This is a genomic window from Clostridium felsineum DSM 794 (assembly GCF_002006355.2).
Lineage (GTDB): Bacteria > Bacillota > Clostridia > Clostridiales > Clostridiaceae > Clostridium_S > Clostridium_S felsineum.
The window spans coordinates 117,559-142,959 of record NZ_CP096980.1 but is presented as its reverse complement, the minus strand read 5'-3'; the positions used below and the strand labels follow the sequence as shown (position 1 = coordinate 142,959).

General features: G+C 29.0%; 21 protein-coding genes, 1 tRNA gene and 3 pseudogenes. 2 read left to right on the top strand and 23 right to left on the bottom strand.

What is annotated here, in order from left to right:
- Positions 1–8: 8 nt before the first annotated feature.
- The 9 genes from essB to CLFE_RS00700 form a co-directional block, all read right to left on the bottom strand.
- Positions 9–1,124 carry a type VII secretion protein EssB gene (gene essB, locus CLFE_RS00740; RefSeq protein WP_077895494.1) on the bottom strand — a complete coding sequence of 372 codons (1,116 nt, stop codon included), beginning with the start codon at positions 1,122–1,124 and terminating at the stop codon, positions 9–11.
- A complete protein-coding gene (locus CLFE_RS00735) occupies positions 1,111–1,383 on the bottom strand; it encodes an EsaB/YukD family protein (RefSeq protein ID WP_077853007.1) in 273 nt (90 codons plus the stop codon). The genes essB and CLFE_RS00735 overlap by 14 nt, the downstream gene beginning before the upstream one ends.
- Positions 1,367–1,909, bottom strand: coding sequence for a type VII secretion protein EssA (gene essA, locus CLFE_RS00730; RefSeq protein WP_077853008.1), 543 nt, complete (start codon positions 1,907–1,909; stop codon positions 1,367–1,369). Before essA ends, CLFE_RS00735 begins: the two co-directional genes overlap by 17 nt.
- A complete protein-coding gene (locus CLFE_RS00725; protein WP_077836130.1) occupies positions 1,887–2,177 on the bottom strand; it encodes a WXG100 family type VII secretion target in 291 nt (96 codons plus the stop codon). Before CLFE_RS00725 ends, essA begins: the two co-directional genes overlap by 23 nt.
- An 808-nt stretch (positions 2,178–2,985) precedes the next feature.
- Complete coding sequence (locus CLFE_RS00720) at positions 2,986–3,633, bottom strand: STM2766 family helicase-associated protein (protein ID WP_077895493.1); 648 nt, start codon at positions 3,631–3,633, stop codon at positions 2,986–2,988.
- Positions 3,634–3,637: 4 nt separating this feature from the next.
- Positions 3,638–5,647: an STM2767 family DEAD/DEAH box helicase gene (locus tag CLFE_RS00715; protein ID WP_077895492.1), complete on the bottom strand. Its 2,010-nt coding sequence runs from the start codon at positions 5,645–5,647 to the stop codon at positions 3,638–3,640.
- A gap of 681 nt (positions 5,648–6,328) precedes the next feature.
- Positions 6,329–7,399: an RES family NAD+ phosphorylase gene (locus CLFE_RS00710; RefSeq protein ID WP_077895491.1), complete on the bottom strand. Its 1,071-nt coding sequence runs from the start codon at positions 7,397–7,399 to the stop codon at positions 6,329–6,331.
- A gap of 3 nt (positions 7,400–7,402) precedes the next feature.
- On the bottom strand, positions 7,403–8,341 hold the full coding sequence (locus CLFE_RS00705) for a sce7725 family protein (protein WP_077895490.1): 939 nt from the start codon (positions 8,339–8,341) through the stop codon (positions 7,403–7,405).
- Positions 8,342–8,345: 4 nt separating this feature from the next.
- Positions 8,346–9,200, bottom strand: a complete 855-nt coding sequence (locus tag CLFE_RS00700; protein WP_077895489.1) for a sce7726 family protein — start codon at positions 9,198–9,200, stop codon at positions 8,346–8,348.
- 296 nt (positions 9,201–9,496) lie between these two features.
- On the opposite strand from CLFE_RS00700, the gene CLFE_RS00695 reads away from it, so the two are divergent.
- The gene (locus CLFE_RS00695) at positions 9,497–9,973 is read left to right on the top strand and encodes a JAB domain-containing protein (RefSeq protein ID WP_242951735.1); all 477 of its coding nucleotides are present in this window, start codon (positions 9,497–9,499) and stop codon (positions 9,971–9,973) included.
- Positions 9,974–10,333: 360 nt separating this feature from the next.
- On the opposite strand, the pseudogene CLFE_RS00690 reads toward CLFE_RS00695, so the two are convergent.
- From CLFE_RS00690 to CLFE_RS00665, 6 genes and pseudogenes are all read right to left on the bottom strand, one after another.
- Positions 10,334–11,533, bottom strand: a pseudogene (locus CLFE_RS00690) (IS256 family transposase).
- 240 nt (positions 11,534–11,773) lie between these two features.
- A pseudogene (locus CLFE_RS00685) lies at positions 11,774–12,253 on the bottom strand (transposase); the annotation flags it as partial.
- Positions 12,254–12,378: 125 nt separating this feature from the next.
- Positions 12,379–12,852, bottom strand: a complete 474-nt coding sequence (gene tnpA / locus CLFE_RS00680) for an IS200/IS605 family transposase (RefSeq protein ID WP_077836276.1) — start codon at positions 12,850–12,852, stop codon at positions 12,379–12,381.
- A 134-nt stretch (positions 12,853–12,986) separates the two neighbouring features.
- A pseudogene (locus tag CLFE_RS00675) lies at positions 12,987–13,733 on the bottom strand (IS256 family transposase); the annotation flags it as partial.
- A 277-nt stretch (positions 13,734–14,010) separates the two neighbouring features.
- Positions 14,011–15,621 carry an IS1182 family transposase gene (locus CLFE_RS00670; protein ID WP_250944600.1) on the bottom strand — a complete coding sequence of 537 codons (1,611 nt, stop codon included), beginning with the start codon at positions 15,619–15,621 and terminating at the stop codon, positions 14,011–14,013.
- A 204-nt stretch (positions 15,622–15,825) separates the two neighbouring features.
- A tRNA-Thr gene (locus tag CLFE_RS00665) sits at positions 15,826–15,901 on the bottom strand.
- 368 nt (positions 15,902–16,269) lie between these two features.
- Here CLFE_RS00665 and hsp18 point away from each other — a divergent pair.
- Positions 16,270–16,728, top strand: a complete 459-nt coding sequence (gene hsp18, locus CLFE_RS00660; RefSeq protein ID WP_077834854.1) for a heat shock protein Hsp18 — start codon at positions 16,270–16,272, stop codon at positions 16,726–16,728.
- 129 nt (positions 16,729–16,857) lie between these two features.
- On the opposite strand, the gene CLFE_RS00655 is transcribed toward hsp18, so the two are convergent.
- From CLFE_RS00655 to rpsR, 8 genes are all read right to left on the bottom strand, one after another.
- Positions 16,858–18,186 (bottom strand): replicative DNA helicase, encoded by a 1,329-nt coding sequence (locus CLFE_RS00655; RefSeq protein WP_077834855.1) that lies wholly within the window; start codon positions 18,184–18,186, stop codon positions 16,858–16,860.
- A 14-nt stretch (positions 18,187–18,200) separates the two neighbouring features.
- Positions 18,201–20,105: a Lon family ATP-dependent protease gene (gene lonC, locus CLFE_RS00650; protein ID WP_077834856.1), complete on the bottom strand. Its 1,905-nt coding sequence runs from the start codon at positions 20,103–20,105 to the stop codon at positions 18,201–18,203.
- Positions 20,106–20,121: 16 nt separating this feature from the next.
- Positions 20,122–20,565: a 50S ribosomal protein L9 gene (gene rplI / locus CLFE_RS00645; RefSeq protein WP_077834857.1), complete on the bottom strand. Its 444-nt coding sequence runs from the start codon at positions 20,563–20,565 to the stop codon at positions 20,122–20,124.
- 3 nt (positions 20,566–20,568) lie between these two features.
- A complete protein-coding gene (locus tag CLFE_RS00640; protein ID WP_077895335.1) occupies positions 20,569–22,554 on the bottom strand; it encodes a DHH family phosphoesterase in 1,986 nt (661 codons plus the stop codon).
- Positions 22,554–23,555 (bottom strand): DUF2232 domain-containing protein, encoded by a 1,002-nt coding sequence (locus CLFE_RS00635; protein ID WP_077834859.1) that lies wholly within the window; start codon positions 23,553–23,555, stop codon positions 22,554–22,556. Before CLFE_RS00635 ends, CLFE_RS00640 begins: the two co-directional genes overlap by 1 nt.
- A gap of 21 nt (positions 23,556–23,576) precedes the next feature.
- A complete protein-coding gene (locus CLFE_RS00630) occupies positions 23,577–23,894 on the bottom strand; it encodes a MazG-like family protein (protein WP_077834860.1) in 318 nt (105 codons plus the stop codon).
- A gap of 200 nt (positions 23,895–24,094) precedes the next feature.
- Positions 24,095–24,946, bottom strand: coding sequence for a hypothetical protein (locus CLFE_RS00625; RefSeq protein WP_077834861.1), 852 nt, complete (start codon positions 24,944–24,946; stop codon positions 24,095–24,097).
- Positions 24,947–25,125: 179 nt separating this feature from the next.
- Entirely contained in the window at positions 25,126–25,395 is a 270-nt protein-coding gene (gene rpsR / locus CLFE_RS00620; RefSeq protein WP_077834862.1) for a 30S ribosomal protein S18, read from the bottom strand.
- Positions 25,396–25,401: the final 6 nt, after the last annotated feature.

The window sequence follows — 25,401 nt, the reverse complement described above, 5'->3', positions numbered from 1 at the left end:
AGTACCTCCTATTTCCCAAGATTTTTTGTTAGCTCTTGAATTTTCTTATTATACTCATCCAAAAGTTGTTGTTTCTTCGCACCATCCATTGTGGTATTAAGCTTGGTTGTCTCGTAAAGATTAGTGTATGCTAATAAAGTCAACTGAACATCACCCAAATTTTGTGCAAGGTTCAAGGCTTGCTTAAAGTCACCACGACCACTATAAACCCAATAATTTAAGGTATTATCATCTGATTTAGTGGAAATATTATTCAATATGGCTTGTTTCTGTGCCATTGTTAAGTCTGACAAATTAACAGAACTTACAGCTAGTATATAACGTGCTGCCTTTGGTAGTTTATTAGGAGCATAGTTTTGCAAGTCAGTCTGCGTTTTGTCATAGTTATTGGTCAAGAAATCAGTCTGTGCAGTAATAATAGCATTTTGCTTCTTATTGTTACTGTAATAAGAGTAAGTAAACCAACCTAAAATAAGTGCAAGGATAATAGCCAAAGTTCCAAAGTATTTAAAGAAGCGATAGCGACCTTTGGGTACAAAAGCGATATTTCGATTAATCTTTTCTGTTTCGTTTTGTAACTCCTGATCAATAAATTCAGCTATTTCTTGTATGCTCTCAAAACTATTAATCCTTTGACTAAACTTATCATTCATTGCTAGTGAGCCAGAAACAAGTGACTCAAATGGTACTTTAGAATTGAATATGTAAAAAATAAGAGCTTTATACGACTTTAAAAAATCCATCGAAGTGATATCAAATGGCGCAATGAGCTGATGCATACCAAAATGAACAACAAATATTTTTTCTCCTATTAATAATATATTTTCTGGATGAAGAAAAGGAATTTTAAATTGATTTTCCAAACCAGAAAGTGTAACAAGTTTTTGTGCCAATTTTAATCTTTCAAGACGCGTTTTCGTAAGCCTTGTAGCAGAGGCCAGACTTTTAGCCGCTTCAGGAACAGTGTAAGAAAGTACCCATGTCTCATTGTCTTCATTAACAGTCACTTTGTCAGAAAGTTCTTTGAGCACTGCTTCCTTAAATTGCGTACTTTCTAAGCGTACTTGAAAAAAATTTTTATTTCTTTCAAACTCAAGACTCATCTTACTGTTAGATATTTTCATTCAAATTCTCCTGTCTTTCTCTCGTGGGAATAATGCAAAATACGTCCCCACTGCCTATTGGCAGTTCTTTTATCAAATCAGTATCATCCACTTTTATGTATTTGTCTTTCAGCTTAAGCGTCCAACTTTTGGGCATTACTCCACCCTTAAGCACTTGATGCATGAGTTCGATAAAACGCCCCATAGTTATTTCTGTAGGAATACAGAAATCCAACTGTTGCCCATTAAGCTCAATGCTTATATCAATGCGTTCGCTCATTTTTCTTTCTTAATCTCCTTTTTGCATTTTTTCGTCCTAAGAAAATAGCTAAAACAATCAATGGAACCGCAGCTAGTGAAATGATCCAATACCAAATCGTTGTTTTAGAATAACTCGTGCTCGTACTAGCTGCAATAACTTGCGGCTTATAGTCCACAAATAGCTGTTTTACAACCTTTTTTGTATTTGCATTGTAGAGTGTATTGGTTGTCTGCTTTGAGAAATCGAGTGTCTTTCTTTGTTTTGGAACATTATCCTGAGCCTGCTCTTTTGCAAGCTTGTCAATTGTAGGAGTAAAAAGCTGGTTTCGTATTGAGAAGTCGCTTGTTGTTCCAATACCTCCATCTGAATTGGTAATCACATTAGGATTAAGCTGAAGGCTTCCATTATCATCTGCAAAACATGGAGGGTTCGCCAAAAAAAATAGCCCCAAAACCATACAGATGAATAGTAATAGTCTATTTTTTAACAAAAGATGCCACAAAAAGTAGCATCTTGATTTATTAGAAACCGAAGCTCTGAGCATCTTGTGCATCACGTTCAGCAACAGTATCTGCGTATTTGTTCAATTGTTGATTAATACTCTCAAGAAGGTTTTCAAACTGAACAACAGTTTGATGAAGTTGATTGTATTGTTCCAAATACGCTTGGAAGGCTTGACCTTTCCATTCTTCAGCAATTGTGCTATTCATTGAATTCACTTTTTGAATTGCTTGATCGATTTCTTCTTTAGATTGAATGTAAACCTGTGCCTGAGATTTTAACTCTTCGGGTGTTACAGAGATTTGAGCCATAATAACTCCTCCTTTTATATATCTTTAGTGTTGTTGGCTACAGTTAAATACGAAATTTAATATTATTCGTACTTCATTACCAAACTTTTCCCATTGCAGATTTATTATATTACTCTCGTCTTCGACTGTCAATGATTTATTTCAAGGGTTTTCAACAGTTTACAGCTTATTGATAATTATAATGAAATCATTAATATTGTCTTTTTATGTCAACATACCTATCTTAAATAGTTAAACACTTTTCAAAATAATTTCTTTTAATTTCATCATTGTATAGATTTCCGTTTAGAAAAATAGGATGATACTTTTAATCTACCCTTGAAATATGGATGTATCTAATATCATTATCTACTAATATATTTGAACTAACCTTAAAGAGTGTTCCAAAATCAGTTACAACCTTTACTGAATTTCCTACACCTTTAATTTTAAATCTATTAGTAATATTAAAATTATCTATATCTTAATATATGCCTTTGACTTTATAATTCCCTGCTTTATCTTTACTAGAATACGGTAGTATATATTTTACTACATAAAAAAATACCAAAGCTCTAAAAGCTTTAGCATTATTTACCTTGGTGCTCCAGATAGGATTTGAACCTACGACCAACTGATTACGAATCCGTGCATATAGATTTTGTGTAGTTATTTATGGTTATATCGTGTTATATTTTATCTATATTCATAGACTTTTTTATTATATTATATACTATACAATTATATTATTATTAATTGTATAGGTGTATAAATAGGTGTACTTTTATAGATTTAATATGCCTGTATTAATTGGTTTTATACTTAATTTTCACTTTAAAAATTTGCAATTAGTATTAATATCTAATATATCAATTAAATCCTCTTTATTAATTTTTTTATCTAATCCTATTTTAAACGTATTTTTACCTGAATAATAAACATCCAGATGATTTAATGGATGTACTATTGGATCTTGTCTTTCTAAATCATAATCATACCTTAAATATCCAGGTTCAAATGATAATAAATACAAAAGTATTTCCCAACACAATTCGTTATAAATTCCACTTTCAACTTCATATTCCTTCATAGTATTATAATATACTTCTGCCATAGATTCTAAGGATTCATTAAATTCAATTTGATGATTAAATATATCAGCTAGAATTGTAGTAATTTTACTGTCTAATTCATATTTATCGTAGTATACCTTTAATTTTTTATCTTCTTCTAAAATAGAAAACGGAAATTGAACTGTATGCATTTTTTCATCCTGACAATAAAATATTCTGCTCATTTTATTTACATATATAATTACTGTAATATCATTTTCAAGCCTAGAGTGTAAATCATCTAGTGTTACCGAGCTAATATATTTAATAGTGCCTATCAACAGTTTTATAACATCAACTTTTTCTCTAATAGCTGTACTACCACCGATCAAATACTCATTCACTTTGAATTGATATGATTTCATAGTATTAATCCCCCAAAATAACTTTTATCATTCCTCTTGTTTTAGTTATAACCTCTTCTTCGGATTCATTTTCAATAATAGTTGGTATAGTGTTATACAACATTATTACATATTTACGTGATAGTTTGGGATAATCTTCTTTACATACTTGATTTATTATATCTTCAACAGATTTCTTTTTAGCTTGAGCCATAATTTTAATTTTTTCTTCCTGCTCCTCTTTTTCTTTCTTATCTGGTTCCCTTAACTTCATAAAGCCATCTTTATTAATATTATCAATTGTATTTTTATATATTTCTATAAATTCAGTATTATCACTATTCACAATAAAATATGACGTTAAAAATGAACGAGTTAGAATCATATATATGGAATTTCTTTGATGTATACGATCTGTTATTTTACTCGTTTCTACACAAATTACAAATGGAAATTCTAAACCTTTTATATTATTAGTATTACTTACAAATAATTGATCTTTTACTTTAGTCTTTGTTATATAGCCCTTATTAATTTCCCAATTATATTTTTTATCTATTTCAACCATCAAACTATCTGCTATTTCATAATTATTTTTTGTATTACCTACAAAAACCACGGCAATATCATCAGGTGAAACAGTAGAATTATTTTGTCTTATTTCATCAATGCATGTTAAAATTTCTTCTGTAAAATAATCAATGGAGCAACCTCTAAGTTGTATACTATTTATGGATTCAACATCCTCAAACCGCCTAATTGGTGTTCTGTTAAGTATAAATTTTCCATTCTTTCTTTCGTATTCGTACCCACAAGATTCCCATTCTCTATCTTCCAACCAACGTATTACAGGTTTTTCATACAATCCCATACCTATGGAATGAGCAAACATTAAAGTTTTAGGATCTGTACGATAACATTTATTAAGTAAATAATCACATTCTACAGAATTTTCAATATTCATATCAAAAATATTTTGAAATATATCTCCTGCAATATAAATTCTTACTTTTGTTACTAAGCTACATAAATCAAAAAAGCTCTGTGAGAAATCTTGACTTTCATCAATAAAAATATAATCAAAACAAGGTTCAAGGTTTTCTATCAATTTAAGTTGCTCGCAGGCATCCTCACATACCTTGTCAAAAGTATTAATATACGAAAATCTTTTGAATTGCAAACCATATTTTGAACATATATAACTATATAATCCTGAATTTGGTACACTCTGTGATCCCCAACTTGAAAAAACCCAAAGGCGACTATCCCATTCAATCTGCTCCTCAACCTTCATAAAATTAAAAAATCTAGGAATTCTATTTTTCATATCATCTGCTAAAACTTTATTAAAGCAAGTAAATACAATTCTACTATTTTTATTTTCAATATATGTTTCACGTAATTTATGTAATAGCAATTCTGTTTTTCCAGTGCCTGCTAATCCCTGTATTACTACTTGTGGTTTATCAACTTTTTCATAAATAAATCTACTTTGCATACCATCAAATAGTATAATTTTCTTTTTTACTTTGTCCAATAAAGTTTCAGGATTTTCTAATCCTAATTTTTCTATGTCATTTATACTTCCTATTAATAAAGATATAAGAAGATCTATCTTTCTTTCATCATCAGATTGTACTGACTTATCTTCTAAGAAACCTGAAATATCATCAGCCATATCCTCATGAAAATCTTCACTTGTAATTAATTTTTGCCATTCTCTTGGTCGTCCCAATATTTTCTTGTAACTAAACTTATCAGATAGATAGCCTAAATCCTCCGTGAAATCTTCCAAAAAATGCTCAAAATCTTTACTATCAATTATGCCATAATTCATTACAATAATTTTATGCTTTGGAACCAAAATAATTGCTTCATCATCATAATTATAATCATTATCCTTAGTTGTTCCTAATGCTTGTTTTATTATATATGCTTGTTTTGATTCCTTTTGAGAGTATTCCTCGAATGCTGAAATAAATCCTGATATTTTACTACCATTTTTTATATCACAATAAAATAAACTATCTGACATATACAATTTCTCCTTCTTACTCAATTTTAAAATCCTAATTAAATATTACATATTTTAATCAACAATTTTTATGTATAATAATAGTGGAATTTCATCATTTCTTCTTAATTTTACCATAAACTTTTTTACAAATCTCTAATAAAATCACATTATTAAAAATCCAAATATCATTTAATATTTATTTTTCTCGATTATATGTCGTATTTTTAAGCCTATTGCAAGTACTTGGCATCTCATTTCTATACGACTTTAATCTCTTTGCCATTTTATATTTACTATTATTTACCAAAATATTATTTTAAAACATTTCTCTGCTGTTTATATAATAAATTTTATTTTTGTTACTCTCTTAACAATTTTATATATCATTAAATCTATCCTTATTGGTAAACTCTACCCCTATAAAAAAGGAATTAAAAAAATATTATAGAATTTAATATTAATTACATTGAAAGTAGGTGATATTTACTATGGATGATTTTGATACAATCGGAGAAGAAGTTGAATCTTTTTTCATATTTTCCAATACTATCTCTTAGCCATAATGGTTGCCATATTGAAAAATGTTCTAAAACTCCATATAAATCCATATAAAAGAGAGTGGCAAAGCTATTGATTCTAATTTAATAGCTTTAAATCCACTCATCTCATGTAATTATACTTTAACCTATTAAATTAAACTTATTTTACTTTTTTCTTATGATATTCCAATTCGTTTATATGATATACTTCAACTTTATTGCACTTAAAATTCTTCTCACTAAAAATAGCAAAATTATTTCCATCAGAACTAAGAGTACTTTTATATTTTATTCCATCATATCCTAAATGTTTAACAAAATCACTTATATATTGAGTTGGTAAATAATCTAAAATACTATCTTGCCTTCTCAGTGGCTTGGATATCTCTTTTCCAATTTTCTTCAAAAGTTCTATGTTTACTGCAAGCCATGTAAGATCATATCCAGTTGAAAACGGACTAAAGTTTTCTATATAACTTAAATCAACAACTTTAATATTCTTTTTTAGTTCAAAGCTTCCCACTGATATATAATCTAAATCACGTGCCCTTATTTCATGAATTGTTGTATCAATATTATCCGCTAAATACAAACAGCTTATCCCTTCTGAATTGGCTCGACCTGCTGATATCAATCTAGGAGGTGGTGCCCCCATATCTTTTGATTTATAGCCACTTTCATCTGAGATTCTTGCTCTATATAATATAGTACCTGTTTTATATTCTGAACACATATTGCCAAATAGCTTGCCTAATACTTCTGTATTAATATGGTCTGAATGAAATCTATTTATATTAGTTATTGAATATTTGAAACTTTCCCATTGATGAGTTTTTAATATACAATTTTTTTCTAAGTAATCTTTATCATATAACTCTAATATACCTATAGGCTCAATAAATAATTTTGATTCTGAATCATATTTTTCTTTACATATATTTATAATTAGTTCTCTTACTTTCTCTTCTGATATATTAAACATTCTCCATTTTTCAACAAGTTCCTTACTGAGATTATTTAATAAGTTCACAGGATAGTCACATGGTAATCTCTCTTTATAAGTATATACATCTAATAATTCATCTAAATATTCCGCCAAATAATTATCATTTACAGTATCATAAATATATGTATCTTTAGCTCCACAAATTTCACAATCTCCCTTTTTTTCATAAGAAGAAATCATTGATTTTAACTCCGTATCTCTAAAACATTCAATACAACATATCATCTTTTATACTTCTCCCTCTAAATATTTATTGATTAATTCAATATGATGCATTATTGATAATTTTTTTACGGTTCCCAATCCTGGATATTTACCTGTATAATAAAGTTCATTAAACTCTTTTAAAGCTTCTGTTAAAGGAATTTCGTTATCTCTTACCCAAAAAACTAGTTTTTCTAATGCCTCTCCAAACTTTCCTGCTGGATCACTAATATCTTCATTAGAGTCTGATACAAAATGCTTTATTCTTAAATTTTTTTTATTATCAAAATAGGCTATATGAATGGCAACAGCCAAAGGGGCAAATCCTGAATCATTAAATTCTTGTCCAACTACTGAATAATCAGAGAATCCCTTATATCCTTCCTCCATAAAGAACAAATGATCATCTGAAAAAAATTCATCGTCTTTTTTTATATAATCTACATTTCTTTCTTTCTTTTTAAATCTATCTGAAAATAGCACTCTTCCATTCTCTACACTTATCCTAAAGATTCTATCGTCTGGAATCAAAGTAAACATTGGACATTCCTCGTTATATACATCTAAATAATAATCCAAAGTATCTCTATTATCATTTATTATTATAAATTTATTATTATCCTCTTTAGACTTTATTTTTTCTGCTATTTTCCCCGTCATAATGTATGCTTTAATAGCATTTTCTTGATTCATACTATCATATAATGATTTAATAATATTATTATCTTTATTAGTATCCCTCATTTTTCTTACTTCTGCTGAAAACTTACCAACCCTTGGATTCATAATTATTGCTAAACTTCTTTGGTTTACTGTATATAATTTAAGGGTCTTTATCAATGTTGATGTAGGCTTTATAGGCTCAATAATAGGTATAATTTTAGTTCCAATTAGTTTCTTTTCTAAAAGCTCTCTTAGCGCAAGTAATTCAAACTGTCTTCCTCTTAAATATGGTAAATACATAAGCTCATCCTCCAAATTCACTTTGTAAAAATATTTCTAAATTTTCATAGTCTTCCTTATTATATTGTGAGAAATAAATTAAAAATTTCAATTCATATGGTACACAATTTTTATACTCTTGAATCTCAATATTCATTCTCTTTTTTAACTTATCTAGCATACTCTTATGTATAACATTTATACTTATCTCTTGAAATAACTTGTAGCATTCATTATAGTATTTAAATTGAGACGTTTCAGGCAAATATCCAACATTTTCGAAAATGATCTCCTCATATTCTTTCTTTCTTAATACTTTAAAAATTGCTTTTTTATCTAAAAAAGAATCTTCCTCTTCTGGTTCTTTTTTTACGCTAATTGTATTTTTCTTCGTTAAAACATAAATTCCTACTTTTGTATTTAATAATTTTTCCCTTAATTTTTCATAATGCTCTTCACATGTAACCACACATACATATTTAAAAACTTTATAATAATCTTGTATTTGATTTTCAAGTCGCTCTAAAGTGTCTAATTCTGTCTTTATTTCATAAACAACACCCTTTCCGTTAATCATTACAAAATCAGCTTTAGATTTGCATATAGCTAATTCTGTTAATGCGGTTGTCGTTTTCAAACTGTGTTTTCCCAATAATAGCTTATTTAATAGTGTATTTTTATAAAAATATTCCATTCTATATTGCTTTCCTGCCAATTTATATATCTCAGAAATTAAATCATTGTATTTTTTGGATTTAGTTTCATTCAGATAGCGATTAATAGCATATGTGAATGTATCATTTTTTCTGTTTTTTATAAGATCATTCATGATATTTCTAGTAAATAATCTCTTTATAATCAAATTATTCCCATACTCCATTTTATCACCAACCTGTACTTTTTATAATAAAATTTATTTAAATTATACCATAATATATTATATCCCAATTACCTTCATTATTAAACTAAAAGCAAAAGTTATATTCACCTAGATGTGGAATAATCAATTCTTTATCACTTATCAGTATCTTAAAATTAATCGTCTTTATTAAAAATTTCAAATATATATTATATCCTTTAATACCAATAAAATTATTAAATGTATTTTAAAGGAATGATTTAAACATGTCAAAATCACTATACTGTATAGGAAAACAAACAGAACATCAACTGGTAATGGATATATGTAATAAACCCAATAGCACTACTCCCTCAAAAAGAGTAAGTATAGTATCAATAAAAATGATAAGAGAAGGTAGTATTTTATATAATACAAGAAAAATACTTTCACCTTCAGACGCAGTAAACTTAGGAAAATATTTTCTTGAAGATGCCGATAGGGAAAAGTTAATTGCTTGCTGCATGGATACAAAAAATCAGCCTATATCTATTAATATAGTAAGTATTGGACCATTAAATAGTTCTATAGTGCATCCAAGAGAAGTATTTAAAGCAGCCATATTATCAAATGCAGCAAGTATATTAATATTTCATAATCATCCTTCTGGAAATACTGAACCTTCCCAAGAAGATATAACTATTACTAAAAGATTAAAAGAAGCAGGCAAGTTAATCGGAATAGAATTACTTGATCATATTATAATTGGATCAGAATGTAAATACTATAGCTTAAAAGAAAATGGAACGCTATAAAAAATAATTGGAGAGGTATATAAAATGAATGATATTAAAACATCTGTAACCATCAATATAACTATAAATAATATTGAGCTTATATCAGAAGTAACTACGATATGTAATGAACTTTCATTATCATTAGAACAATTTATAAGTTATTCAGTAAATAAACTAATTTATGATATACACTTTGTGCATAATATAAGGGATATCAGGAGCGTGTAAAATTCTTTCTGTAAAATAACTTTCTATGGTAAGTTTTAAAAGACAAGATTGTCATAAAAGTGACTTTCTATCTTGTTTTAAATATACATTCTAAAAATATGTATGTCAAGAACGCCTTTAAAAACAGGCGTTTCTGGCATATTAAGCTTTTTATTCAGTAAGTCGTCCTTCATACATAATGGATAATTCATCGTACACTTTACCCAAATTTCTTAGTGGCAAACGCCATTTTTTTGTAGCTTCAAAAGTAGCAAGGTATAAAGCTTTTAAAAGTGATGTATCGCTTGGAAATACAGTTCTTTGTCTATTTAATCTACGGTATGTGCTGTTGAGACTTTCAATTGCATTTGTAGTATAAATAACTTTTCTTACATCAGCAGAGAACTTAAAAATAGGGCTAATAGCATCCCAATTTGATTTCCCGCTTTTCATTGAGTTAGGATAATGTTTTTCCCATTTTTCAGTAATTTCTTCTAATTGCTTATATGCAATTTCCTCAGAAGGTGCATGATATATAGTTTTTAAATCTTTTGCAAATTCTTTTTTATCTTTATCAGCAACATACTTTAATGTATTTCTTACTTGATGAACTATACAACGTTGATATTCAGTATTTGGAAAAGCTACTGATATAGATTCCTTTATCCCTGTAAGACCGTCTGCACAAAGGATACGGATATCTTGAACACCTCTATTTTTTAATTCATTGAGAGCACTAAGCCAATATTTACTGCTTTCATTTTCTCCAATATTTATAGAAAGTACTTCTTTTCTGCCTTCATTATTTATACCAAGAATAATGTAAGCTGCAAGCTTACGTATAACGTTATTTTCCCTTACGGAAAAATGAATTGCATCAATGAAAACAATTGGATATACTGTAGATAAAGGTCTATGTTACCATGCTTCTATTTCAGGAAGAAGTTTATTGGTTATATTTGAAACCATTCCTTCACTAACCTCAAACCCATATATATCTTCAATTTATTCTGAAATTTGTCTGGTACTTAATCCTTTATCATACATAGAAATAATTTTTTCTTCTATACCAGAAATATCTTTGTGGTGTTTTTGTACTATTTTAGGTTCAAAAGAACTTTCTCTATCCTGTGGTACATCTATATTCATCTCCCCATATTTGCTTCGAATCCTTTTTTTCCATTTATTGAGTTTATAGTTTCGGCTCGTTCATATGTTTCATAGCCTAAATGCTCGTCCATTTCACCTTCAAGCATAGATTGAATAGTTCCCACCTAATAGATCTTTTAAAGCTTCCTGAATATCCTCAGCTGACTGAATATCATACTCGTCTATAAGAGCTGATATAATATTTCTTTTTCCTTCATTCATTGGTTTTACCTTATAAATATCTTTTTTTCTTGCCATAATAAAAGGCCTCCTATGATTTTATTTTACCATAGAAAGCCTTATTATTTTTATTTACAGACTTTTCTTCACATGCTCAACTGGGAAATTTAGCTTTCAGTTATATTTTTTAACACTTCTAGAAATACTAAAAATAAGTAATATTATATTTTTAGTTTGTGCAAAAAAGTGACTTTTATACTATAATTTTAAAATTTGTACAAACTAAATTGCTAAAGCTTCATTAATTCTTTCTTTAAACATTATTTCTAATTTTAAAAGCGTTATTCCCCAATTAGGCATTGGAGAAATCCATTTTTTCATTACCTGTTCTGTATCTAGATAAAGCGATTTACGAAGTGAATCATCAGTAGGAAAAACAGTCCTTGTCTTAGTGAATTTTCTAAGCTGTCTATTAAAGCCTTCTAAAGCGTTTGTAATATAAATAATTTTTCGAATTTCTTTTGTATAAGAAAAATAAGTAGATAATTTATCCCAATTTTCATACCATGAATCTATAACAGATTCATAGGTTTTATCCCATTTTTTCTTTAATTCATCTAGTTGAGCTAGTGCTATTTCTTCTGTATCAGCTTTATAAACAAGTTTCAGATTTCTCATAAACTCTTTTTTATTTTTAGAAGCTATATACTTAATAGAATTTCTTATCTGATGTATTATACAATTTTGAATACATACCATTGGAATCATAACTACCCGTAAAACGGGTAGTTTGCTCTAGCCCTATAAGGGCATGTTACTGGCAGTGCTACTCGCACACTGAACGGTCTGCCAACCGCATACCTTTACAGGCTGCACCTAAAAGGTGCTTATTTTTTGCCTTTTTTTACTGTCTCACCCGTAAACGGGTCAATATACTCTTTCAAACTTATCTGTTCATATGCCAAATCTTCTTGTATTTGATTTTTTATATATTCTTCTATGACTTTTTTGTTCCTTCCTACAGTATCAACATAGTATCCTTTACACCAAAATTGCCTATTACCATATCTATATTTTAAATTTGCATGTCTATCAAAAATCATCAGTGAACTTTTCCCTTTTAAATATCCCATAAACTGCGATACACTTAATTTAGGCGGTATACTTACAAGCATATGTATATGATCTTTACATGCATTAGCTTCAATAATTTCTACACCTTTTTGCTCACATAGTTTTCTCAGTATTATTCCTATATCCACTTTTATCTTTCCATATATTATTTGTCTTCTATACTTTGGTGCAAATACTATATGATATTTACAATTCCACTTGCTATGTGCTAAACTACTATTGTCCACTTTGGACACACCTCCAATATATTTTAGTTGTGGTTGGCAAACCCACTTCTATTTTATATTGGAGTTTTTCTTTTTTCTACTCATAGCTATAAGCTTTCCGGAACCACAGGTAAAACCTGTGGTATTCTAGATACAAATACAGATTTTATTGCATCAGGCAATCCTCTCAAGCCATCCATGCATGCAATAAGTATATCTTTAACACCTCTATTGCTTAAATCATTACATACCCCAAGCCAAAATTTAGCGCCTTCAGCCTCACCAATCCAAATTCCTAAAATATCTTTATATCCTTTCATGTCGGTTCCCATACAAATATATGCAGCTTTTGTAACAATTCTATGTTCATCTCTTACTTTGAAATGAACAGCATCCATATATACAATAGGATAAACTGGATCTAACATTCTGTTTTGCCATTCAGCCGCTGCATCCATAACTTTATCTGTTATTTTAGAAATCATTGAAGGTGACACATCTATGCCATATAATTCTTCAAGTTCTGATTGAATGTCTCTTGTAGACATTCCTCTTGCGTACAGTCCTATTATTTTTTTGTCTAGTTCATTACAATCTTTTTCATACTTTTTTATAGCTATAGGTTCAAACTGAGCATTTCTATCTCTTGGCACATCTAAAGGCACTTCTCCGTAACTACTTCTAACAGACTTATTTGAATAACCATTTCTATAGTTTGCGTCTTCATCCTCATCTGTGCGTTCGTATTTTTTTCTCCCTAAGTGTTCATCCATCTCGGATTCAAGTAATTGTTGCATGACGTCTTTCAATAATTTCTGCATCAACCCATTCTTACCTACAACATCATCCATTGTCTTACACTTTTTTATTTCTTTTTGATAATCAATATCTGGAACTTTCATTGGGAATCCTCCTTAATCTTTGTTAAGTATATTATTCCAAATCTACCACTAAATCATTCAAAAAAAAGAATGCAGTAGATTTGTTTACACAAATCTATCTACATTCCCAAATAAAAAAATCAAGGGAGTGTCGCAAAATGATTAAAATTAATCATGAGCGATGCTCTTTTTTTATTTAAGCTATAAAATTGCCTAATATTTTAAATACTATATTAATTATTTGAATTTCCATGAGATTTTGACGCACTAAAATAAACCTAACTGTATTATTCCATAATTAGGAAATAGTTTTTAATTCGTGAAGATACTTTTGAGTTCTTTCATTTTGGATTTTTAAATGTAATTTGTTAATGTTATATCCAAAACAAAGCAAAATAAATTCAGTTTTTACACTATTTTTTCCACGTGTTAAAAATCTTTTGAATTCATAGTCGCTTTTTAAAATTCCAAACGCACCTTCAACTTGAATAGATCTGTTCATTCTCAATTTAGTTCCCAATTCAGTTTTGATATTGTTGTATGAAATTTGACGCTTTTTAATAAAAGTCTTTGAAACCTGCATTTTTCGGTTATTCTTTGCTTTTGTGCACTTTGATTTCAAAGTGCAGTTATCGCAATTTTCACATTCATAAACAGTAACCTCAGACGTATACCCACTTGCAGATTTTTTATGAATAATATATGATGGGAATAATTTTCTATTATTATGACAAATATATGTATCTGTTTTAACATCATATTTCATATTTTCACGCTTACTGATGTCGTTTTTAAAACTTCTTTTTTTCCATTTCTCATAAGTTTGAGGTTTTATATATGGTATTTGATTATTAGACTCTAAAAACAAATAGTTTTCTTCACTTTCGTAACCAGAATCTGCAATCACATTAGTATATTTATGACCAATTTTTTCTTGCATATTAGTAATCATTGGTATTAATGTTGCTATATCATTTCTATCATCAAATACTCCAACACCAGTTACATATTCACTATCAACTGCTATTTGTACATTATAGGCAGGTTTTAATTGACCATTTCTCATATGATCATCTTTCATATGCATGAAAGTTGCATCAGTATCAGTTTTAGAATAGCTATTTCTTTTTGAAAATATTTTCTTACTTAAATTATATTTTTCTTGTCTTTCTTTATATTGTGATAGTTGTTCTATCCACTTTTGAATTGCAGTTTTTCTTTTACCGATTCCATGAACAAACTCTATATTTCTTTTTTCTTTTTCAAATAAAAGCCATTGAAGAATTTTGTTTATATCATCAATCAAAGTTTCTCTCTCAATAGTGAATTTCATTAATCTTTCAAGATTAATGGTTTTAACAAGAGCAATAATTTTATCAAACATCTTACCTTCATTTTTATAAATAGCTTTCTTCCAAACAAAAGTATATCGGTTGGCATTTGCCTCAATTTTAGTACCATCGATAAATACATTTTCAAATAATAATTCTTTTTCTTTAGCTAAATAGTTAACTTGTTGATAAAATAAATCTTCAATCACTTCATTTGAAAGATATTTTTTTCGAAATCTACTTATAGTAGCGTGATCAGGTGCTTTAAAGCCTTGAAGTAGCCATTTGAAATTTATATCTCTTTTGCATGCTTTTTCTATCTTTCTACTTGAATAAATATTTTGAGAATAAGCATAAGATATTATTTTGAACATGATTTTGGGTTCAACTGCTGATTTTCTTCCTACGGAAGAATACGCCTTGTACAATTTTTTATAATTTAATCCCTCCAACAAATAGCTTAGCAAACGAACCGAATCATCTTCTGGTATTAAGTTTTCTAAATTTAATGGTAATATAAGTTGCAAATTATCATTAAATTGATTATAATTTTTTGTGTATAATTTAGTTACGTTCATAATTTAATTATACAATCAATGTGAGTTCTTCGGAACTCACATTTTTTATATACAACAAAGGAGCTATTGCAAAACTATTTTTTTAGTTTTGCAACAGCCCCTTAATTTTTTTATAAAACGCCTTATTTTTTCACCAATAGGTATACATTTAAGTGTATTTATAATTATTTTAAAATACAAAATTCCTAAAACCCTTGATTTTACTGGTGCTCCAGATAGGATTTGAACCTACGGCCAACTGATTACGAATCAGCTGCGCTACCAACTGCGCTACAGGAGCATATCTACGAAATATATTTTACTACATTAATTTCTTTTTCACAACTTTTTATGAAAAATATTGAAATTAATATATTGTATTTCCACTTTTCAAGCAAATCTCATTAAATTTTTTTGTATTTTTTCAAAATTTTAATTTAACTCTTTTTACCTTTATTTTTCTCGTGAAACCTCTTATTTTTAAAATTATTTTGATTTTGACTTTCTTTGACTTTTGCATTATTATATATTTGTAAGGTGAAAGAAAGAGAAAGTCAAACTTTCAGTATTTTCTAAAAATATTTTCTTTGTTTCTCTTTACTATAAATGAATAAAACTTTTAGTATAAGCAAAATAAAATTATATTATATTTTTTAGGAGGTTTTAATTATGTTTGGAATGGTTCCTTTTAGAAGAAATAATAACGGTGGTTTAATGAGAAGAGATGATTTTTTCGATAAGATGTTTGATAACTTTTTCTCAGATAGCTTTTTTCCATCAACTATGTTTACAGGTAATCAAAGTTTTAAAGTAGACGTTAAAGAAGATGAAGATAAATATACTGTAGCAGCTGATTTACCTGGTGTAAAAAAAGATAACATTTCACTTGAATATGAAAATAATTATTTAACTATTGCTGCTAAAAGAGAAGATGTTACCGAAACAAAAGATGAACAAAATAATTTTGTAAGACGTGAAAGAAGTTATGGAGAATTAAGAAGAAGCTTTTATGTAGATAACATTGATGACACTCAAATAGATGCAGCTTTTGTTGATGGAGTCCTTAAAGTAACTTTACCTAAAAAGTCCAAAGGGAAAAATGATACAAAACGAATTGATATACACTAATAAAAAAAAGTTATACACTGTGGATAAACTTTCTCCCCTACGTTATCCACAATAGTATAGTTTTCATATTAACATTGTTGATAACTTAATATATAAAAAAACAACTTGTGTTATCCACAAGTTGTTTTTTTATTCTTGATGAATTACATCTAGCCTACCAAACTTACTGTACTGACCAAGCCAAGCAAGATTAACAGTTCCAGTAGGACCGTTTCTCTGTTTTGCTATAATACATTCAGCAACATTCTTTTGCTCTGTTTCTTTATTGTAATATTCATCTCTATAAAGAAACATAACAAGGTCAGCATCCTGCTCGATAGAACCAGATTCTCTTAAATCTGAAAGCATAGGTCTGTGATCATTTCTCTGCTCTGGCGCACGTGATAACTGTGAAAGAGCAATAACTGGACACTCTATTTCCTTTGCAAGTGCTTTTATGGATCTTGATATTTCTGATACTTCTTGTTGTCTGCTCTCTCCGCTTCCTGACATAAGTTGCAAGTAGTCAATAACTATAAGATCTATACCATGCTCTATTTTTAATCTCCTGCACTTAGATCTCATTTCCATTACACTAACACCTGCTGTATCATCAATAAAAATCTTAGCATCTGCCAGTGGTCCTGATGCCCTAGCTATATTATCCCAGTCTTCATCTTCAAGATTTCCTGTTCTCAGCTTTAACATATCCACATTTGCTTCTGAACAAAGTAATTTGTATGCAAGCTGTTCCTTTGACATTTCCAGAGAGAATACTACTACACTTTTTCCAGCCCTTAACGCCGCATATTCTGCTATATTAAGTGCAAATGTAGTTTTTCCCATTGATGGTCTTGCTGCAATAAGAACCATATCCCCCTTTTGAAAGCCAGAGGTTTTATCATCAAGCTCAGGAAAACCAGATGGAATACCTGTTATTTCCCCTTTATTATTATAAAGTCTTTCTATTTGTTCAAAGCCTCGCTCAAGTACCACGTTCATAGCTTCAAAATCACTTGTAACTTTATTTTCTGCTATATCAAATATTCTTTTTTCTGCACTATCTAATACCTTTTCTACATCATTTTGTTTAGAATAACTATCTTCTATTATATCTGTTGAAGATTTTATAAGCCTTCTTAGTATTGCTTTATCCCTAACTATTTTTATATAGGATTGAATATTTGCAGTCGATGCGATAGAATCTCTAATTTGTGTTACATATGTTATTCCACCTGATGCTTCAAGTTTATCAGTAGACTTTAAATGCTCTAGAAGAGTTATCAAATCTACCGGTATATCCTTTTGAAAAAGTTCCAACATTGCTTTAAAAATGATTTGATGATTTTCACGATAAAAATCTTCTCCTCTTAAGGTTTCAGCAGCCTGTGCTATACAATTTTTATCGCTTATCATGGAACCTAATACACTCTGTTCTGCCTCTAAATTTTGCGGCATAACCCTAAGAGGTGCCTCCATTTTTTACATTCCTCCTACTTCTTAAAAACTATATTCATAAGTTCATCTATTGTCTTTACACTTTTAACTTCTATATCCTTAAGACCTTCTGGAACATCTTTAGCATTATCCTCAGGAACTGTTACTAATTTTATTCCTCTTCTTCTTGCTCCATATATCTTTTCAAATACACCGCCTACAGGTTTTACCTTTCCTCTTAAAGAAATTTCACCTGTCATAGCAACATCCTGTCTAACTTCTTTATTTAAAATAGCGCTGAGTATACATATAGTTATAGCACTTCCAGCTGAAGGACCATCTATCTTTCCTCCACCAACTATATTTACATGTATATCATAATCCTTAATATCTTTATCGGTTAATCTTCTTATAACTGATGCCGCATTAAACACAGAATCCTTTGCCATACTTCCAGCAGTTTCATTAAACCTTATAGTTCCTTTGCCCTTCTCTTTCGCTTCAAAGGCAGCTGCTTCTATTTCTATAGTTGAACCCATAAAGCCACTAACTCCAAGTCCAAAAACATGCCCAACCTCGTACTCTGTATCAAAGCTATTTTTTTCATATGGTGTTAATCTGCTTATCCCAATTATAGTCTCAACATCTTTAACTTTAATTTCTATCTTATCTTTTGGTTCTAGCTCTTGACTATAAAGTACATAACCATAAACATCTGCTAATATATTTATAGCTCTTCTACCTTGTATAGTATACTGACTTATTAATTCCTTGACACCAGCTTCAAGGGTAACGTTAAGTTTTTCTGCCGCATTATCAATTATATCCATAATATCTGAAGATGATAACGGCTCAAAATAAACTTCTGTACATCTTGATCTAAGTGCTGAATTAATTTCAGATGGCTCCTTAGTTGTAGCTCCAATTAAAACAAAATCTGCTGGAGCTCCCTTTTCAAAAAAGTATTTAATATATTTAGGTACGTTTTCATCATCTGGATCGTAATAAGACGATGAAAATTCTACTTTTTTATCTTCAAGAACCTTTAGCATCTTGTTTTGAAGCATAACATCAAGTTCTCCTATTTCATCTATAAATAGAACTCCTCCATGTGCATCCGTTACAAGACCACTTTTAGGTTCTGGTACTCCTGTTTCTGCAAGATCTCTCTTACTTCCTTGATAAATAGGATCATGTACTGAACCCAAAAGAGGATTCGTTATTTCTCTAGGATCCCATCTTAAAGTCGCACCATCCACTTCAACAAAGTTTGCATCCTTTTTAAATGGAGTATACTTAAGTTTCTTTACTTCCTCTAGTGCTATTCTAGCAGCTGTAGTTTTTCCTACTCCTGGAGGACCATAAAGTATTATATGCTGTGGATATGGTGATGCTAATTTTGACACAAGTGCTTTTATTGCTCTTTCTTGTCCAACTATCTCTGAAAAGGCCTGTGGTCTTAATAAACTCTGTATACTCTTTGATAATTTGATTTTTTCAAGTTTCTTTAGCTTATCAAACTTCTTTAGAGTACTTTTATTTTCTGGACCTTTCTTCTTTCTTATTATCCCAAGTCTTACTTCATCCAAATATTTATTTTGTCTTTTAACTAATGCATCCTCTACATCACTTTCAATTTCATTTTGAACATATCTCTTAGCTACGCTCTCAACAATCCAATTAGTAGTATCCTCTACTGCCTCATAAGTTTCATTTTCATTTGAAGGAATAACATCTATTCCCTTTCCTTCACTTATAATTTTATTTACTGCATATATTTTTTTTGCCAAATCTTTGCTAGATAAATATTTATTAAGCTTATACTTAATGATTCTTGATCTAATTGTTTTGTCGTCTAAAATATTCTTTATAGTATCATATAATGCATCTATTTGAACATCTAAAGGGATAGTCTTTCTATCTTCTTTTCTTATCTGTTCTGAATCACTCTGTAATTTCACCTGTTAACCCCTCTCACTAACCTTCTAAAATCAATACTTTTATTTTTGTTGAAATTTCAGGATATAACTTCAATTCAACTTCATAATTTCCTAATTGTCTTATAGTTTCTGTATTCACTTTTTTCTTATCTATATCTACTTTAAATTGTTTTTTTATTTCGGCTGCTATATCCTTACTTGTTATTGCTCCAAATAATCTGCCGTTTTCTCCTGCTTTTGCAGTTAACTTTAATTCTTTTCCTTTAAGTTCACTTGCAAGCTTTTGTGCTGCCTCTGTTTCTTCAAGCTTTTGCTTTCTTTCTGCTTCCTTTTTCAAATTTAAAACTCTCATATTAGCATTGTTTGCTTCTTCTGCTAATTTCTTAGGAAATAAAAAATTTCTTGCATATCCATCTGATACGTTTATAACCTCACCTTTTTTTCCTATGCTTTTTATATCCTTTAATAATATTACCTTCATTATTTATTCACCTTCCTCTAAATATTTGTCTATCGCATTAACCAGATTGTTTAAAACATCATCTACAGAAGAAGCCTTTATCTTAGCTCCTGCCATAGTAATATGTCCCCCACCACCAAGAGCTTCAAGTACTATTTGTACATTTATATCTCCAAAGGATCTTCCGCTTATAAGTATATTATTTTTTATCTTAACAAGAACAAATGATGCTTTCATTCCGGTTATATTTAAAAGTTCATCAGCAGCTTGTGCCGCCATAATATTACTATCTATTTCTTTGGGACATACAGCAATAGCAATATTATCATGAACAATTCTAGCTGATTTAATTATTTCAGATTTCTTTATATAATTTTCCAAATCATTTGAAAAAAGCTTTTTTATTTCTATTGTATCTGCTCCATTTTTTCTTAAAAAAGCCGCTGCTTCAAAGGTTCTTACCCCTGTTTTAAATGAGAAATGCTTTGTATCAACTACAATACCTGCAAGCAAGGCTTCAGCCTCAATAGGTTTCAATTTATGATTTTCATTCATATATTGTATCATTTCTGTAACCAATTCAGAAGTAGACGATGCATATGACTCAATATAACTTAAAATAGTGTCTTTTATATAATTTACAGCACGCCTATGGTGATCGATAACAACAATTTTATTAATTTCCTCTAAAATCTTTTCATTTAATACATAATTTCTACTATTAACATCATCTAAAATTAATAAGGAACTAGTATCAATAAGCTCAAAGCAATCGCTACTTTTTACGAAAACATCCTTGTATTCATCATAATTTTCTACAAGCCTATCTACAATGCCCTTAACACTTGAATTAGCTTCATCAAGAACTATGTGTACTTTACCCTCTACCTTACTACTTAATACACTATATAATCCTATTGCACCACCTATACAATCTATATCAGGATTTATATGTCCCATTATAAAAACATTGCTACTTTCCTTCACTAATTCCATTAACGATTGACCTATTACTCTTGCTCTAACCTTGGTTCTCTTTTCAACCTCTTTCGTATTGCCACCATAAAACAGTAACTGCTCACCGTCTTTTATTACAACTTGATCTCCACCACGACCAAGTGCTAATTCTTTAGCCAAAACAGCATAATTATAATTTTCAATAGGTGTTTTACCTGATTTACCAATACCTATACTTAATGTAACCGCTAAACTGTTTCCCATATCTATTTCTCTTATTTGGTCTAATATTTCAAATTTCTTTTGTGCTTCCAATTTAAGCCTTTTATTTTGAAGTACAAGAACATATTTACCTGTAGAATACTTTTTAAACATAGCACTTATATTTTTAGCATAAGTATTTATAGCTGTTTCAATTTGTGCTTTAAGTAACGGTTTCTTATCTTCCGGCGTACTTTTTATAACCTCATCAAGATTATCTACTTCTATTAATAGTACGGAAGTCTTACAATTTGATACTTCCTCTTCAAATTCATGCTTATCCGTTACATCATAAAAGTATATTAAAAATATTTCTTTATTTTTCTCAAAAATTTTCATTGTACTACTGTATATATCATAATACTTTTCTTTTATTTTAAAATTTTTGCAGGGTTTACTGTTCTTTTCTAAAAGATTACTTAAATTTTTATCTTGTACTAATGATTCCAAATTATTTCCTAATATATCATCGTTAAATACATTAGAAATACTTTGATTGTACCATAAAATATTACCTTTTTCACTTGCTATTATAACTGGAAATGGTAAGTTTATAAGGATATTTCTTGCCGCTATATCTGAGCTTGATGAAAAGTCTTCTATAAAGTTTTTCCATTCATCTTTTTTTAGCCTAACCTTTTCAACATCATATAAAATAAAAAATAACAAAATTATTGCTGCAACTATACCTTCCTTGTAATGCCCATACGCAAGCATTAATACTATTAAAACTAAGCTAATAAAAATATATGATGAATTTTGATTATAAAAACCCTTATATTTTTTTTTCATTATTCTTCACCCTGTTTTTTATTACTTTTTTTAAATCCAATTTTTCTAAAATCAACAAATGAATCAATAAATGCTGCTGCAACATATAAATAATTTAAAAGTTGAACTAAAAAGAGTGCAAATATTACAATTAATACAATTAGCCAATTTTTAAACTTTTGCTTGTATTTTAAGTAATGAACTATTAATGAAAATGCAGTTACAATCAACCAAAAACCTACCACCATTACTACAGTTTCATATATGTAGTCTCCTAAAATTATATTTCTATTTGAAAGTAATAATCCTATACATCCAAGAATTATTGAAAATGCTAAAAATAAATTATTGATATATATATTATAAACCTTTACTTCATAATTTGTTTTTATCTTTAATCTTTTAAACATCCTTTCTGAAACAAAACAAGTTAGATATGATGAAATTATTGATATTATTGAAAGAATTCCTGGGACAACTATAAGTATATTCCTCTTTGTAAAGCTTTCCCTTAAAACATTCAAAGTATTATCTACTTGATCTTTATTCATACCAGCATCCAAATACATTTTTCTAACATTGTCAATGCTAGCTTTTGAAGAATTTACTATTGTGTCAATTATACTGATAAAATTAGTATTACTTACTATCTTTAATATCACTGTATATTCAAATATTGTCGCTGCTACATATGCTATAGTCATTATAATGAAGGTACTTATAAAATTCATTTCTTTTTTACGTGTAATCATAAATGCAATTGTCGGTATTAAAAACATTATAACAATTAATCCTGCTACTCTCGGATCTATAAAAATGAAGCTTAATAATGTCCCTATTAATATTCCTATCACTGAATACTTAATTCCGTATTTTAAGTATATTATTACCGCTGGCAGTGGTACAAGAAACATTAAGAATTGAATTAAGCCATATCCATATACTCCTAGCATCACCAAAGCGAATAAACTAACAGTCATTACTATTACTTCACCTATAGCCTTTATATTATACTTTTGCACTAATATTTCCTCCACATACTATCAAATTCTATCTTTTAAATGTCTGTATAACTTTGTAAGATCTTTTCCGTCCTTTTCTATATCATCCTCTTCAACTATACCTAGCTTCAATTTTTTCTTCATTGTTTCATCTATTTCTACATGAGAATACCCTAACCTTCCACCAAGTATATATAATAATATTATTGCACTTGAGATACAATTTAGTATTGCATCTTGAGCTGCATTTGTACCCTTTGTTAAAATTTTAAAAAATTCACCAACAACGCATAACAAATCTGCTTTCAAACTTTCTATGGTTTTTATATCAGACATTATTTTAAAATCCTCTTTTTTCATATATACTCCCCCCTATCTTAACTATATTTTAGTTATCTTTTCCTATTTATGCAATATAATTTAAACAATAATTGATATTTATTAAAATTATATATTCTAAACTAATCTTACTTAAAACAACATTATTATATTATATTTTATTAAAAGGTCGCCTAATAAGCAAACCCTCTTGCGTATAATTGCAAGAGGGACTTCCTTACTTATTTCTTTCCTGATGTTTTTCCTGATGTTTTTATAGTATTTCCGCTTTTATCAATAGATTCTGTAGTCTTAATTTCAGTTTTGAATATCTTCCAAGCACCATTTACAATCCTAAGATGATATACACCTGTAGTTCTATTGTCCTTGTAATCTGAAGTCTTTTTATCTATTGCTGTTTCTACAAATTCAACTGTTGTATCTTTATCCGATTTACTCTTTATATCTGCTTGTTCAAGAGTATATACTATATTGTACTTATTAAATGAATCAAGCATAGAATCCTTTGTCTTATTGTAATTATCATTATCTGTAGGATCTATGGTATCCATATAATCATCAAGCTTTTTATCATTGGCTTCTTTTACATTCTTATATAATGTATCATAAACTGGTTCTTTATACTCTACTCTCATTATATCTTCATTTGTTATTTTCCAAGTTCCATCTATATTTGTTAGATAATCTACATACATAGTTCTATTATCTAGAAAGCCTGGTCCTTTTATTTTTGAATTACTCTCTACTACTTGAACTTGTGCAGTTTTAGAACCTTTATTTAATACTTTTACATCTTCTATAGTTGTTTTTACCTTATATTTTGAAAAATCATCTTTTTTATCATCTTTAACAGTTTTATATATTGCTGATTTATCATCATAGTTTTTCATGTAATCATCAAATTTGCCATCATTAATTGCTTTAGTTTTATCTTCTATAATTTTTGTTAAACCGCTATCTTTAGTAACTAACTTTTTACTACTACCTGCCTTGCTACTTGAACTATTACTTGCACATCCAGCTAACGATGCACTTATTGTTATCGCTGCTATAACTGAAAAGAGTTTTTTCATCTGTTATCCCACCTACATTCAGATAATTTATTTAAATCACTGTTTTCTATTTTAACACATTACCTTAACATAAATCAACACTAGTGAAATCTATTAACTTTTAATTCAAAATATATGTAAATAATAAAAAAAACTGTCCCAAGATACCTTTAAATATCTTGGGACAGTTACCTTTAAAACTACTCAGTTGTAAAAGGTAGTAAAGCAATATTTCTTGCTCTCTTTATTGCGATTGTTAACTCTCTTTGGTGCTTAGCACAATTTCCAGAAATACGTCTTGGAAGAATCTTTCCTCTTTCAGTAACGTACTTTCTAAGCTTGTTTATATCTTTGTAATCTATACTTTCGCTTTTATCCATACAGAAAGCACAGATTTTTCTCTTCATTTTTCTGTTTCTGCCACCAGGTCTTCTTCCGTCTCTTTCCTTGTTTCCGTTATCTCTTGCCATTTCATT